Origin of the sequence: Streptomyces longisporoflavus (assembly GCF_014649775.1) — a bacterium.
Lineage (GTDB): Bacteria > Actinomycetota > Actinomycetes > Streptomycetales > Streptomycetaceae > Streptomyces > Streptomyces longisporoflavus.
In genome coordinates this window covers 1-13,108 of the sequence record NZ_BMTR01000064.1, presented here as the reverse complement: position 1 = coordinate 13,108, position 13,108 = coordinate 1, and the positions used below count along the sequence as shown (strand labels likewise).

The 13,108-nt window shown below is 69.4% G+C and carries 13 protein-coding genes; 3 read left to right on the top strand and 10 right to left on the bottom strand.

The genetic code is table 11. The features are described from left to right. Window positions 1-69: 69 nt before the first annotated feature. The 4 genes from IE226_RS42705 to IE226_RS42690 form a co-directional block, all read right to left on the bottom strand. The gene (locus IE226_RS42705; protein ID WP_190086929.1) at window positions 70-744 is read right to left on the bottom strand and encodes a winged helix-turn-helix transcriptional regulator; all 675 of its coding nucleotides are present in this window, start codon (window positions 742-744) and stop codon (window positions 70-72) included. Between the two features lie 4 nt (window positions 745-748). Continuing rightward, window positions 749-1,471 carry an esterase/lipase family protein gene (locus IE226_RS42700; RefSeq protein ID WP_190086928.1) on the bottom strand — a complete coding sequence of 241 codons (723 nt, stop codon included), beginning with the start codon at window positions 1,469-1,471 and terminating at the stop codon, window positions 749-751. An 82-nt stretch (window positions 1,472-1,553) separates the two neighbouring features. Continuing rightward, the gene (locus tag IE226_RS42695) at window positions 1,554-2,402 is read right to left on the bottom strand and encodes an LLM class flavin-dependent oxidoreductase (protein ID WP_229871954.1); all 849 of its coding nucleotides are present in this window, start codon (window positions 2,400-2,402) and stop codon (window positions 1,554-1,556) included. Between the two features lie 778 nt (window positions 2,403-3,180). Further along, complete coding sequence (locus IE226_RS42690) at window positions 3,181-3,609, bottom strand: MarR family winged helix-turn-helix transcriptional regulator (protein ID WP_190086931.1); 429 nt, start codon at window positions 3,607-3,609, stop codon at window positions 3,181-3,183. A gap of 86 nt (window positions 3,610-3,695) precedes the next feature. On the opposite strand from IE226_RS42690, the gene IE226_RS42685 reads away from it, so the two are divergent. The 3 genes from IE226_RS42685 (at window position 3,696) to IE226_RS45380 (ending at window position 5,442) form a co-directional block, all read left to right on the top strand. Next, entirely contained in the window at window positions 3,696-4,529 is an 834-nt protein-coding gene (locus tag IE226_RS42685; RefSeq protein ID WP_190086927.1) for an alpha/beta fold hydrolase, read from the top strand. Between the two features lie 164 nt (window positions 4,530-4,693). After that, complete coding sequence (locus IE226_RS42680) at window positions 4,694-5,092, top strand: hypothetical protein (RefSeq protein ID WP_190086926.1); 399 nt, start codon at window positions 4,694-4,696, stop codon at window positions 5,090-5,092. 209 nt (window positions 5,093-5,301) lie between these two features. Beyond that, on the top strand, window positions 5,302-5,442 hold the full coding sequence (locus tag IE226_RS45380) for a hypothetical protein (protein WP_373307118.1): 141 nt from the start codon (window positions 5,302-5,304) through the stop codon (window positions 5,440-5,442). Window positions 5,443-7,233: 1,791 nt separating this feature from the next. Here the strand turns inward: IE226_RS45380 and IE226_RS45170 are convergent. From IE226_RS45170 to IE226_RS42645, 6 genes are all read right to left on the bottom strand, one after another. Further along, on the bottom strand, window positions 7,234-7,374 hold the full coding sequence (locus IE226_RS45170) for a hypothetical protein (protein ID WP_308429605.1): 141 nt from the start codon (window positions 7,372-7,374) through the stop codon (window positions 7,234-7,236). An 861-nt stretch (window positions 7,375-8,235) separates the two neighbouring features. After that, window positions 8,236-9,173, bottom strand: a protein-coding gene (locus IE226_RS42665) for an IS5 family transposase (protein ID WP_373307119.1) whose coding sequence is annotated in 2 segments (ribosomal slippage) — window positions 8,236-8,804 and window positions 8,804-9,173 — 939 coding nt in all. Because the reading frame shifts where the segments join, the coding sequence is not laid out codon by codon here. 65 nt (window positions 9,174-9,238) lie between these two features. Beyond that, a complete protein-coding gene (locus IE226_RS42660; RefSeq protein WP_190086925.1) occupies window positions 9,239-10,312 on the bottom strand; it encodes a hypothetical protein in 1,074 nt (357 codons plus the stop codon). 546 nt (window positions 10,313-10,858) lie between these two features. Continuing rightward, window positions 10,859-11,017: a hypothetical protein gene (locus IE226_RS42655; RefSeq protein ID WP_190086924.1), complete on the bottom strand. Its 159-nt coding sequence runs from the start codon at window positions 11,015-11,017 to the stop codon at window positions 10,859-10,861. Between the two features lie 169 nt (window positions 11,018-11,186). Further along, complete coding sequence (locus IE226_RS42650) at window positions 11,187-12,209, bottom strand: AraC-like ligand-binding domain-containing protein (protein ID WP_190086923.1); 1,023 nt, start codon at window positions 12,207-12,209, stop codon at window positions 11,187-11,189. A 198-nt stretch (window positions 12,210-12,407) separates the two neighbouring features. Then, window positions 12,408-12,860, bottom strand: coding sequence for an SRPBCC domain-containing protein (locus IE226_RS42645; protein WP_190086922.1), 453 nt, complete (start codon window positions 12,858-12,860; stop codon window positions 12,408-12,410). Window positions 12,861-13,108: the final 248 nt, after the last annotated feature.

Here is a 13,108-nt window from a genome sequence, read left to right as displayed (position 1 = left end):
GCGGTGGTCACGTTCGAGGACGAGCGCTGCGGCAAGCGTCCGGAACTGCGGTTCCAGCCGGCGGCGACGTCAGTTCGCGGAGCGGGATTGGGGAGAAGGCAGCCGGAAGAGTCCGTTCAGCCTGCGCAGCGCCTCGGCATCACCTGTCGCCGTGGCGGCACCAGCCGCGATCGCCTGGGGCAGGGTCCGGCTCAAAGAGGTCACGCCGACAAACACCTCCTCGCTCATCGCGAGCGTCACGTCGGGGTGCTGGGCGGGTCCGTGCAGCACCTCGACCGTTCCATCGTCGATCCGGGCGTGAAAGACCTCGTCGTCGACGCGGAACTCGTACACCGCGCGGAGCCCGCCCGCAGCCTTTGGATCGAAGCAGGCGCGGAGGCCGAGCACGGCCCAGCCGGGGTGGAAGGTCTCCGTCTCGCGCCGCTCGCCCATGGCCCACTTGAGGCCCCAGCGCGCCAGTGCCAGGATGGCGGGACCGAGTTCCTGGCCAGCCTCGGTGAGGGCGTAGGCGGGGGTGCGGGCGGGCGGCGGAAGGGTGATCTTCCGGGCGAGGCCCTCTCGTTCGAGGTGCTTCAACCGGGTGGCGAGCAACCCGGTGCCCAGGCCGCGCAGGCTGGTCTGGAGGTCGCCGTACCGCTTGGGCCCGGTAAGCAGTTCACGGATCAGCAGCAGCGTCCAGCGCTCGCCGACGAGGTCGAGGGTGCGCGCGGTCGCGCAGTACTGGTTGTACGTTCGCTGCTCCACGCCTTCACTCTAGACTCAGTGCTTCCTGTTCCTGCAGTGCAGGATCCGCGTACTGGCGGAGCTCCAGCAGCAGCCGGGCGAGGGACTCCGGATCAGTCAGCATGATGTCGTGCGGGCCGTCCAGGGCACGGCTTTGGTAGCCGAGTTCCGCACCGAAGCGGTCGAACGGGAAGGTCGAGGGGCGACAGTGGACGGCCGTGCCGGGGATCTGGTCGACGCGTCCGCTCAGCCGGGTGGCCTCGGTCAGTGTGCGCAGCGGTTGCGGCACCAGGCGCGGTGCGAGCCAGTCGGCGTCGGCGGCGTCGACGATGCCGTAGGCGGCCGGCGGGGGTGGCGGTGCCAGACGCCCGTCGGGGGAGGCGGCTGCGGCCGCGCTTACCGCGGCGACGAGGGACTTCGGGGCGAGGGAGAACAGGCTCACGCCGTCGGGCCCCGCCCAGCCGTCCACGAGGACGATGTGGTCGACGGTGCGGCGCGCTGCGTCCGCCGCCTCCCGGACGACCAGTCCGGCGTAGCTGTGGCCGACCAGGACGAGTTCGTCGTCCCGGGGGACGGAGTCGAGGACCGCGGTGACGATCTCGGCATGGTCGTGGAGCCCGTGGTCCTCGCCGGTGGAGAGGTCGGGGGTGAGCGTCCGGGCGCCGGCGGCGTGCAGGGCGGGGACGAGTCGATCCCAGGCCCAGGGGCCGTGCCAGGCGCCGTGGACGAGTACGTATGTGGTGGTCATCGGTTCTCCTCAAGCAGCATGGGCAGCAGTTGGTCGGCGAACTCCTCCAGAGTCGCCTCGTGTTCGTCGGTGATCAGGCGGATTACCAGCTGCCGGGCGCCGGCCCGGACGTAGCGCGCGAGGCGGTCGGCGGCCTGGCGGGCGGTGCCGGCGAAGAGGCACTGGTTCGCGGGGAGGCGTCTCGGTGGAATGCTGTAGTAGGCCGCGATGTTGCTCCGCCGAAGGTGGCGGGCAGCTCCGGGTCTTTGTCCAGGCAGAGCGTCGCGTACAGGGCAGGAGTGGCCGGGCGGGCAGGCTCGTACTGTTCGATGGTGCGCAGTTCCGCCTCGTACGTCGCCACAGCGGGCGGGTAGGGAAGCCAGCCGCCGGCCAGGCGTGTCACGCAGCGCAGTGCGGGTCCGCCGCCTCCGGCCAGCCAGATCGGCGGGCCTTGCGGGCAGGTCGGCGGGGGCGCGAGGCGTACGTCGTCGAAGGTGGCTGGCCGCGGTGAGCCACCGCTCCGCCGGTACCAGAGCTGCCGCATGACCTCGGCCGACTCCGCCGGGCGGCTGGCGCGGTCGGCGGAGGGGGTGCCGAGGGGTGCGAACTGGGCCCGTGTGGCCGGGTTCGGGAAACCGCCGCCCAATCCAGTGACCCAACGCCCTTGGGAGAGCCGGTCGGGGGTGGCCAGTTGATGTGCGAGAAGGATTGGGTGGCGGATGGCAGGCAGCGGCACTGCCGGTGCCGAGCGTGCACCGTTCGGTGGCCTGCGCCACGGCGGCCAGGAGCAGCAGGTGGTCCGCTCGTAGCCGGGCGACCGGTCTGTCGCCGGCCCGCACGGAGTCGCGGTCGAGACGCTCGGCGGGCTTGAGCGATGAGGCCCCCAGCTCGGCTCTGCCCGAACCGTCTGATCGTGCGTCGGCAACAGATAGCCGATCTTGAGCGGTGTCATCGCCCCTCCATGCGGCCGTAGAACATCCACGGAGCTGACCCTAGCCCGCTACTTCCTGAAACTGAAGTGGCGTCTTCATGTTACGGTAGTCGTGCTGAGTCATCGCCACGTAGACCACAGGAGTTGTTGGAGCGGGGGCAGGGGCAAGGGGCAGAGTCCAGGCGGTGCCCTCAGCTCCGGCTAACCACGTCTGCCGCTCTACCTTCTGCCGCCCAACTGGTCTGTGGGTCAGGGGGATTGGGCCCGGACGCGGCGTGCGAGGCCATCCGCACGGTGTCGATGCACGCGAACGCCAAATCCGGGTCGTCGCGCAGCAGATCATCGCGTTCGCGACCACGGGCGAACACGCCCCCGTCTGCGCCGTGAGATGAAGCGGCAGAACCAGCAGCATTACGAGGTCGGCGAGGGGTCCTCGCAGAATCGCGATCTGCCCGGCTCCGTAGGTGACAGGTCCCACGGGCTCGGCAGCATGCGGGAGCACCGAGCGCATACCGAAGGGGACGGGACCGTGGGCTGGCCGTGCACCTAGGCAGCCCCAGAACCTGGTTGGCGTACTCGCCGCACAAGACGGCCCAGCCGGCCGGACATCGCGCGAGTCGGACGCGAAGCCACAGGGCGGGTGGTCCGGCCAGTCGGGCGGGAACAAGGGGCGAAGTCTGCGGAAGAGCCCCCACGCAGGTCCGGCGGGCGCGTGCTGCGGGTATCCGGCACCGCCGCTGCGTCCCGTGCTCCGCGTCATGGCGGTGAGTCGGCAGCACCTGGCGGCGGGGTGGTCTGCTCAGCGTGCGTGCCGGGTGGACTGAAGAACTGCTGTCAGGAATCGACGCACCGTTTCCACTTCGCCCGCGCTGAACTTGTCGGCGACGCCGGTCACTTCGCTGATCACCGGCCCGAAGAAGGCCCAGCCGAGTTCCTGTGCCTTGTCCTGCACGGTGAGCAGGACGCGGCGCCGGTCGGCCGTGTCCCGGCCGCGCCGGATCAGTCCGAGTCGCTCCAGGCGGTCGATGAGGGCGGTGGTTCCGGCCGAGTTGAGGCGCAGTTGCTCGCCCAGCCAGCCGGGTGTGGCGAGGGTGCTCTGCCGTTGGGCGTCCAGCAGGTGGATCAGTGCACGCACGTCGGTGGGGTGCAGCCCGTGGCGGGCGGCGAACTCGGCGCCGAGCAGGTCGAATTCGACGGTCACCGCCCGCAGCAGGTGGACCAGGTTCATGGCCGGGCTTTGGTCGTTGTTCACGCACGCTCCCTGGGTTTCGTGCATATTATCTCGTTGAGCGAGAATATTGTTGAGCGAGGGGGATGTCTGTGTCGGAATCTGCTTTCGACGAGGCTTATGACGAACTGCGCGCCCGGTGGCCGGCCGGGACCGAGGCACGAGATGTCGCCACTTCGTACGGCCCCGCCCGGGTGTACGCATACGGTCCCGCCGACGGCCGCCCCCTGGTACTGCTGCCCGGTGGCTCGGCCACCGGCCTGGTCTGGTTCGCCAACGCCCCCGCCCTCGGGGAGCGCTACCGGGTGTACGCCGTCGATCTGCTGGGAGACGCCGGCCGCACCCGACGCCAGGGCGCCGTACTGAAGCACACCGCCGACCTGATGGCCTGGCTGGACGCCCTCCTGGACAACCTCGGACTCGCCCGCACGCACCTGTGCGGCCACTCCTACGGCGCCTGGATGGCCTCCGCCTACGCACTGCACGCACCGCAGCGCATTAACCGCCTCGCCCTCATCGACCCCACCCGGGTCTTCACCGGCCTGCGCCCCCACTATCTGCTGCACGCCCTGCCCACCCTCATCCGCCCCAGCCAGGACCGCGCCCGCGCCTTCCTGTCCTGGGAAACGGGCGGGGCCCCGCTGGATGAGACCTGGCAGCGCCTCTATGCGTCGGCTGCCACGGCCCCCGACCGCAAGATCATCACCGGACGCCGCCCCCGTACCACCGGCCTGCACATGCCGGTCCTGGTCCTGCTCGCCGAGCACAGCCGCGCCCTCCACGCCGCCAAAGCCGCGGCCTGGGCCCGCCGGAAGCTTCCCCAGGCCGAGGTGCACATCCTTCCCGGGGCCACCCACCACTCCCTGCCGTCAACCGCACCCGACGAACTGAACGAACGACTGCTCGACTTCCTGCACTGACCAAACCGCCGCACCCGGCCCCGGCCCGGCTCGGGACCGTCGCCGCTCGCCTCGGTTACGAGCCGACGTACCGCGGAAGGCACCCTCTCGCAGCCGGGCAGCCGCAGGCCGGCGGGAGAGCGCCGCTACTCCCTCGTGGCCAAGAGAGACAGAGAGAGCGTGACATGAGCGCCGAAGTGACCACGCGCGCGCCGCGCGCCGCGCGCACCTCCTCCTTCCTGCAGATAGCGATCGCCCTGCAGACGGCGACCCTCTTCCTTCAGGCCGTCTCCGCCGGATGGCTGCTGACCTCCGCTCACGGCGCGACGATGCACAGCATCGGAGCCCAGGTGATGTACGGCGCGTCGATGCTCTACCTGCTCGCCGCCGTACTCGCGTGGAAACCGGGCGGCGGCTCACTCCGGCCCGTTTGGCACGCCACCGGCTTCCTCGCCCTCGCCTCCGTCCAGGTCGTCCTCGGCGTCGCACACGTTCCCTCGGTCCATCTGCCGCTGGGAGTCCTGATGTTCGGCCTCAGCCTGCTCGTACTGACACGGCGCGGAACCAGACCGGAGCTGGCATGACCGCCACCGCCTACGCCGTGGCGACCATCCTCGACTGCCGGTGCTGTTCGTCGGGGGCCGCTTCCTGCACCAGCCCCGGGCAGCCGCCGCCGGGTACGGCTACCCGCCGCCCGCAACGGCGACCCGGCCTACCTCACAGTCAAGGGAGTTCGGGACGCCGTCTTCGGCATCTCCGCGCTTTTTCCACCGCTCGCGCCGAAGCCTGCTTCATGCAGGTAGTCGCCCTGGCGCCGCTCGGCGACACCCTCATCGTGCTGCGTCACGGCGGCACCGGGACCGTCGCCTTCGGGCTCCGCTTCGCCATCGCCGTGGCAGTTCTCCTCAGCGCCAGCCTGCTCTTCGCCGTCTGAAACAACACCCGGCCGGCCCTCCGAAGGCGGTGTTTCCCACAACCTGGCCCGTCGGGAGCCGGCCGCCCGGGCCAGCGCACCCGCGTCATCGCGCGCGACCGACCGCTGGTTCCCCTCCTCCAAGACCTGCTCGGCTGGTGCACCACCACCTTTGGTACTGGTCACCGCAGTTCCTCGAAGCGGGTGCCGGGGCATTCGGACTCGGCCCCGGCTTGCGCGGACGCCCTTTATGCCCACCTCCACCTGGGCACCGCCAAAGTTGCGTTGGGGGGAAGCGCCGATGAAGACCGGCCGGACCATCCGCAACCGCAGTGGCGAGCCCGCCTGGGGCCGAGCGGCCCCGCTCGTGTGCGGGCTGTGTGCGGCCTTCGGTGACGGGGGGCGAGATATCCGCCGAGCGCCTACCCGGGGGGGCTCGGCGGCCTTCTTGACCCGGGTTTCGGTGTCCTGGCGGGCTGCGCCGTGGGCCTGGGCGTAGGCGGTGACGGCGGTGTAGGCGTCGCGGTCCAGGGCGCGCGCCGCACGCCAGGCCGTCTCGTAGGTGTGTGACTGGTGTTGGGACCACGGGTGGTCGGCCGGCGGGCCGTACTGATCGCGTAGCTGCTGGGCCCGGGCATACGCGGCGTCGGCTGCGCGCTGCATCTCGACGAGCTCTTCGAAGGTGTGTGCCACAGTCGCTGATCGTAGGGCGGGCACAGCGCGGCGCCGCTTCGACGCGCACGGGAGTGCGGCAACATCAGATGCCGCCCGGTGCGGGTGCCCTCACGCCGATGCCCACTATGGCCTTGATGCGCCGGAGTGTGCCCTTGGTCAAGTCTTGCGGCGAACTTCCCCGGGGCCGGTGAGGGCGGGCGGCAGGGTCGACGCAAACGTTTCTCCGCTGTGCGGGCCTGCGTTGGTGCGAGCATGGAGCAAGACGGCAGTTGACCGCCTCTCTCGTCCCGCTGTTCCCGGCCGGACTGCTGGGCGCGTACTGGCTGATGGCCGGCTCACCTGCGCATGGGCGGGCGTGCAGCACCCGCCGCAACAGGAAGAGGACCGTGCTGGGCCGGCGAAGGCGGTGATCACAGTTATCCGGAGCGGGTGCCCGTGTCGCGGGGGCGGTGGTGGGCGCGGGTGGCGATACTGGCGGTTGCCGCGGGTTGTGTTCTCGCCGCGGTGCGGGCAGCGGCCGTGGCCGGGGGGCTGAGAGCTCCCATCCGCCCCGGCAGGGTTTCTGAACGCCTTGCGGGACACTTCCTCTCGGTGTCTCCCGCAAGGCCTCCCGCTCCCGGGAGGCGGTGCGACGGCGGTGAAGATCTGACGGGCCCTCTCGGGGGATCGTCGTGGGCAGGCTGCTCAGCTTGAGCCGGGGCCTCAGGCTGCCAGGCGACCTCGTAGCTCATGCCTCAGCTCCGCCGAAAACGCGGCGCTACGCCTCGTCGTGCGGCGCACCCGTGCTCTTGCCGCGGGCCTGACCGTCGCAGACCGCCCCGACCGCGCGCATCTTCGGTTCCGTCCATCTCCCGCACATCTCCCGCCCCGGAGCGGTGAAGGCGGCGGTTCGCGCTTGGCCCGTCCCGCTCGCCCTTCACCGGTACCGGCGGACTCGCCACGACAACCCGGCGGGGTCCAGGCCAGGTTGATGCTGTCCGCGTGCCAGGCCTACCCCCCGGGGAGGCCGCCCGCACCACCCAAAAGCGGCCATCTCGGGTGAACCGCGAGCCGGAGCCCCTCGGGCAGGTCGGTGGGGCGGTCGATGAAAGCTTCGCGCCCCACAGACCTCGGGCAGCGCTCAACGACCAAGCGGGGTCACATCGCGCTGCCGGCCGGATGCCCGGGCGCATCGTCGGCGAGCGTGACCACGGCGGTGACCCGCTTGCCGACCGGCGCCCGCCGCATCTCCAGGCTCCGGCACGCGCGCGTGACGATCTCCAGGCCGTGCTGGCCCACCCTCCCACATCCGGGGGGTGGACCGTCGGCAGCCTCGGTTCCGCGTCCCACACACAGATCTCCACACCACCACCGCCGTCGACCACCAGATCCAGCAGGTATGGCCCGGGCGCGTACTTGTAGGCGTTGGTGACCAGCTCACTCACCACCAGTTGCACCATGTCCATCGCCCGCGGGGAGACCGGTATGCCGTGCACGGCTTGAACTCTGGTCAGGAACTCGCGAGCGGTATCGCGGGCAGCTGATACCGGCTCACTTCCCTTGAACACCTCACCGGACAAGATCGCCGTATCAAAGGGCCGGTGAGCTTCGCCCTTGCGGACCATCGTTCCACCACATTCTTGCCTGAGTCCACGTTCGATGGTCCGCGCCTACCCTCATACCCACCCCCCACGCACAGGCTGGGGACCCCAGCATCCGGGGAACTCATCTTCGAATTCCTGCTGCCCCAGACTTTGGGTCCCGGCGGGAGAGGCCGCAGGTGCGGGGGCCGGCTGAGCCGCGCATCGACACCGCCTCAAGACATGCACGGAAGGCGCGAAGAAGGGCTCTGCAAGCGATCGACAGGGGGGAGAAGATGCGGTCATGTACTACGACACGGAGCCCTGTCCGGTGTGCGGGTGCTGCACCGACGGTCTCTTCGGCAGATTCTGCGGCTCGGCTTGTGATGCGGTGTGGACCTCAGGCGATCCCGACTCCATTGCTTTTATCGGCCCACACGTTCTGCTCGAAGGCTTTCCTCAGGGGCGGGCACCGCATCCCACCAGTCACGGAAACTAGCCCGGCCGTTGGGGTGAGCCTGAGGTCTATGGCTGGTCGGGCCGGTGGCGCTGCCGCCGCTCCAGACGCAAGGCCAGCTAGCTAGGTCGTTTCTGATGGCTCTTGGACGGTGTCGCGGAGCCAGATGACGATGGCGGTGATGGTGAGGGTGCCGTTGAAGATGTAGTCCCGTTTGTCGTAGCGGCTGGCCACTGCCCGGAACTGTTTCCACTTGCTGACGCAGCGCTCGACCGCGCTGCGCCGTCGGTACTGGGCCCTGTCGAATGCGGGTGGGCGACCGCCGGCCCGGCCACGTTTGCGGCGGTTGGCCCGCTGGTCGTCCGGTTCGGCGATGGTCGCTTTGATGCCCCGGCGGCGCAGGTAGGCGCGGTTGTCGCGGCTGGAGTACGCCTTGTCGCCCCGCACCCGGTCGGGGCGGTGGCGTGGGCGGCCGGGCCCGCGGCGAGGAATGCGCAGCGTCTTCAGCACCGGCAGGAGCATGGGGCTGTCGCCCCGCTGGCCCGGCGAGGTGAGCCAGGTCAGCGGTCGGGCCCGGTCGTCGGCCAGCAGATGGACCTTGGTGGTCACCCCGCCTCGCGAGCGTCCCAGGGTCTCCCGCCCATCGGCCTCCACACGCGCCCCGCCCCATTTCCGGGGAAGTCGGGCGGCGGCCGGTGCCGGGCCCCGGCCGCGTGCTGATGAGCCCGGCAGGAGGTGGAGTCGATGTTCACCGCCCACTCCCGCTCCGGCTCGCGGACCAGGGTGCCGTCGGGATCACCGGCATCGGCCTCGATCTGCAGCTCGGCCAGGATCCGCTGCCAGGTGCCGTCCGCCGACCAGCGGCGATGCCGTTCATGGACGGTCTGCCAGGGCCCGTAGCGCTCCGGCAGGTCCGGCCAGGGCACCCCGGTACGGGCCCGGAACAGCACCCCGTTCACCACCGTCCGGTGATCGGACCACTGCCCACCAGGCCGGCCGTTGGCCGGCAGCAAGGGCTCGATCGCCCGCCACTGCGCATCCGTCAGTTCATGTCGCCGCACCATGCCCGACGCCTGCCCAGACCAAAAGCTGATCCACCCACCGACCAAGAGCCATCAGAAACGACCTAGTGCATCAGCTCGAAGTGGGGGTGTTGCGGGTCCGTTGGGCACAGGTAGAGCTGCTGGTCATAGCCGCTGCCGATCTGGACGGCCGTCGGCTGCCTGGGAGCAGGGTTGGTAGCGGGGAAGCCGATGCGGGTGGGGGCGGGGATGTGGCCGCTGATGAGTTCTCGGTCCTCGCCGGCTTCGTCCGGGCGCCAGCTGCTGCCGCTGGAATACTCGAACGTGGCGATGGTCAGCAGGGCATCCATGTCGCTGCCGCAGGCAGGGCAGAGACGCGGGGCGGGGTCGGTTGCCCCCCAGCGAGGCCAGCCGCCGACTTTCCAACCGGGAGCGCCGGCCAACTCGCTGTCGTAGAACTCTTGTGGGAACGACGCGTAGCCGTTGTCCAGGTCCGTGCCGGCTGCCTGCCACATGCTCCAGGTTGCGAGCTGCTCCTGGAGTACCTTGCTCACCTCGAGGTGATCGGGGTATTCGGTCACCTGCTCTGGGTTGAGCAGGCACGGCTCGGGGAGGTAGCCGTCGAACTGCACCGCGGGGGGTTCGGGGGGTGTTGCGAGGATGTGGGAAACCGTGGCTGCCGACCGCCAGAACAGCACGGTCCTGGGCATGATGGGGTGGTCGAAGGGACACCACAGGACTTGGAGCAGGTCTGCTCCTTCAGGCGCGTGCAGATCGGGTACGTCCCGTGCGTACAGTTGCGCGACCGGCAGCATCGCTATGGAACCGTTGTATGGCCGGACCTCTGCCGTCAGCGGAAACTCCCGCGGGGGGCGGATTCGCTCAAGGGCTTCTCGTTCCTGCGTGGTCAGGCTCCTGTCGCGCGAGGCGGCGCGGATCCGGCGCTCCAGTCTGACATCCGCCGGAGACAGGGCCGGGTTCATGCCGTCCACCACATGAGGTCCGTCGCAGTGCGGCCACGGCTCGCCGACGGGCCAGAGCAGCGGTCCGCCGATGGAACTGTCCTGCGGTGAGGGAGCCCCGGGCCGGGGATGAAGCCGGGTCGCCGTGCGTGCCAGCGGCGCCAGTTGAGGAAAGACTGCGGTGACATCGAACGGGCGTTGCGGAGTGGTGGTCATGCCGCGATTTTGCCAGGCGGCTGTAGCAACAGGAGCCCGGCAGCCGCCCCCGGGTGATCGTCTCCTCAGGCGGTGTAAAGCGGCTTTGTCGTGTACCGCTGACGGCTTGCACCTTCATCGCCGCCCCAGACGGCCAGGCTACGGCGAGGGCAGGGCGCTGGGGAGCTCAGCTTCCGGCCACGGCCGTCGCCCACAGTGTCAGGGACCGGGCCCGCTGCCACCCGCCCGCTATACGTTTCGCTGGCGGACAAGCACCGCTGCTGAATCCCTGCTGCGCCGTCCTTGGCCTGTCGCGGTCGGCGCCGCCCGCTATGACTGCCGTGAGTCCAGTGGGGTGGGACGAAGTGAGAGCTCTGGGCTTTCGTCAACTGATTCCACTCGGCTGATTCCACTCGCATGAACACACACTCGCCAGGAGAGGGCACTGGCGGGTATCCGCGAACCGTCCACCCCGGTACTCGGGGTGGACGGGCGGCAACTCGCTGTCGCGGCCGCCGCCTGGCGGGCGCGGCGCCCAGGCTGGGCGCGCGGATCGGTGTCAGGGCCTCAGCAGCACAGGATATCGGCCATGATGTGCACGCCGGTTGGCGTTGCACTCTGAATGTGGATGTCGGTCGGCGTGGCCGCGAAGCTCGGTGCGGCTGCCATGCAGACAAGCGCGGCAGCACCTGCTGCTACCGCCGCGATTTTCTTGATGACGCGCATGTATCCCCCTGCTGATTGCTGTTATGGAAGTTGGCTGCTCTTGTGGTTCGGCTTGCGATCCAACCGCACCGAGCAACGCTCGTCTTGCAGTTTGCCTCGCCCTGTCGGCACGGCGATCAGAGGCAACTGGGCCGCGAGTGCGAGCAGTTCTCAGCTTGGCGCCGCGTTCTCAGGTTGTCGTTGACTGCCCGTGCTCCGCCGTTGACGGTCCTGGCACGGAAGGTGCGTGCAGTGCCAGGGCGCGGTAGTCCCTGGGGGGTAGGCCGTAGGCGGCGCGGAAGGCGCGGGAGAAGTGGGCGTTGTTCATGAAGCCCCAGCGGGCGGCGATGGCATGAACGGGGCTTGAGTGCAGCCAGGGATCGATGAGATCGCGGCGGCAGCGCTCCAGACGCTGGTGTTTGATCCAGGCGGCGATGGGCTGGCCTTGCCCTTCGAACAGCTTGTACACCTGGCGCAGTGAGACGTGGTGGGCGGCGGCGACGACCTGCGGGGTCAGATCCGGGTCGTTGAGGTGGCGGTGGATGAATTCTTTTATCTGCAGGAGCAGGATGCGCTGGCGTGATTCGTGCGGGACGGCGGTCTCTGCCTGCAGGTGGTGGGCGAGGAATGCGGTGATCAGGTCGAGCAGCACTGTGCCCAGCCGAAGGGAGTCCCCGGGACGCTGCATGCTGGTGTCGGTGGCCAGGTGGGTGAGGCACAGTGCGAGGAGGGCACCGGTCCCTTCGCGACCGGGTAATCGGGTCGCGAGCAGCCGGTCGACCTCGCGGGCGGCGAAGGGCAGGAGCGCACGGGGGAGTTGGGCCACGATAGACGCGGACGTGCCGTCGTCGGCGTCGGCCCGGCCGTCGTAGGGCCAGGACGTGGAGTACATCATCAGGTTGCCCACGCCGGGCTCGGTCTGCCGTCCCGCCTGGTCCATCATCGGTCGTCCTCGCAGTGTGAGGGCCACGGCGTACTGCTCCGGGTCGCAACGCCGGATCAGCTTCGGGGTCCGCTGCGTCCGCAACGAGGAGTAGGTGACGGCGTTTACCTGCGCGGCTCCCAGGTCCTCGACCCGCAGCGAGGCTCGGAATCCGGCTGGCTGGTCGATACTCATGACGAAGGGCACCATGGCGCGGGCGACGCTCTCGTGCCAAGCATCCACACGGTCCCCCATCTGCAGTTCCGCACTGTCGAAGACCTTCTTCAGCATCGGTTCACCACTCGATTCCCTCTGGCCGCCGAAGGGCCATCAACCACCCGGAGGGGTTTCGACACCGGGCGTTCATGTCAGCCGGAGTCTCGGCGTGACCGCGCTACTGATCGCATCTCAGGCGAGCGGGGCAGGCCGTGGATGTCGCCTGCCCCGCCGTTCGTGCCATGTGCACGGTCCGCTGGTGAGCGAGAGGTCTCAGTCTTTCGCCGTTTCGACCAGGAACGCGCTCAGGCTGTCGAGGAGCATGATGCTGCCCTGCTCGGCCATGTTGCGTTCCTCCTCGGTGTCGCATGTCTGGCGGAGGGCGATCTGCGTGTGGTGGGCGTCCTGCTCGTCGAATTCCACGGTCATGGTCGCGGGCATGGGCTTGCCGGGGACGTCCATGCCGACCACCAGACGGCGCTTTTCGGCAACCTCGACGTAGGAGCCGGTCAGCGGGAACTGTCCGCCGTCGGGGGTGACCATCGTGGCTTTCCACGCTCCTCCGGGACGTACATCCATCTCGACTGAGCCGTCAGCTGCGTGGGACCACTGAGCGTACTGCTCGGGCGTCGTCCAGGCCCGCCACGCCTTCGCCACGGGGGCGTCCAGTGTTCGAGTCAGCTCGTAGCTGAAGCCGTTGGCCGCCGTGGTCTGCTCGGTGCTCATGTGTCGTCTCCTCGTACCTGGGTGGTTCGGGACTGTCGGGCATGTAGATGCCCGCAGGTGTGACGCCGGGTCGCGAGCGCGGCGCGTCTTCGGGCGGGTGGAGCGGGTGAGCTGCGTGTGGGCCTCCGCATCTTAAGTAGCACGACCGTGCCACAAAGAATGTAGCACGGCCGTGCTATAAAAAGTCCATGCCTAAAGTCATCGACCCCGAACTCCGCCGCAGGGAGCTCGCGGAAGCGGTCTGGCGC

What these genes read in the sequence shown, in the direction of transcription:
- IE226_RS42700 (WP_190086928.1), bottom strand. Translation starts at nt 1,471, where the DNA reads ATGACCACCACATACGTACTCGTCCACGGCGCCTGGCACGGCCCCTGG.
- IE226_RS42695 (WP_229871954.1), bottom strand. Translation starts at nt 2,402, where the DNA reads ATGACACCGCTCAAGATCGGCTATCTGTTGCCGACGCACGATCAGACG.
- IE226_RS42690 (WP_190086931.1), bottom strand. Translation starts at nt 3,609, where the DNA reads ATGAACCTGGTCCACCTGCTGCGGGCGGTGACCGTCGAATTCGACCTG.
- IE226_RS42685 (WP_190086927.1), top strand. Translation starts at nt 3,696, where the DNA reads ATGTCTGTGTCGGAATCTGCTTTCGACGAGGCTTATGACGAACTGCGC.
- IE226_RS42680 (WP_190086926.1), top strand. Translation starts at nt 4,694, where the DNA reads ATGAGCGCCGAAGTGACCACGCGCGCGCCGCGCGCCGCGCGCACCTCC.
- IE226_RS45380 (WP_373307118.1), top strand. Translation starts at nt 5,302, where the DNA reads ATGCAGGTAGTCGCCCTGGCGCCGCTCGGCGACACCCTCATCGTGCTG.
- IE226_RS42660 (WP_190086925.1), bottom strand. Translation starts at nt 10,312, where the DNA reads ATGACCACCACTCCGCAACGCCCGTTCGATGTCACCGCAGTCTTTCCT.
- IE226_RS42655 (WP_190086924.1), bottom strand. Translation starts at nt 11,017, where the DNA reads ATGCGCGTCATCAAGAAAATCGCGGCGGTAGCAGCAGGTGCTGCCGCG.
- IE226_RS42650 (WP_190086923.1), bottom strand. Translation starts at nt 12,209, where the DNA reads ATGCTGAAGAAGGTCTTCGACAGTGCGGAACTGCAGATGGGGGACCGT.
- IE226_RS42645 (WP_190086922.1), bottom strand. Translation starts at nt 12,860, where the DNA reads ATGAGCACCGAGCAGACCACGGCGGCCAACGGCTTCAGCTACGAGCTG.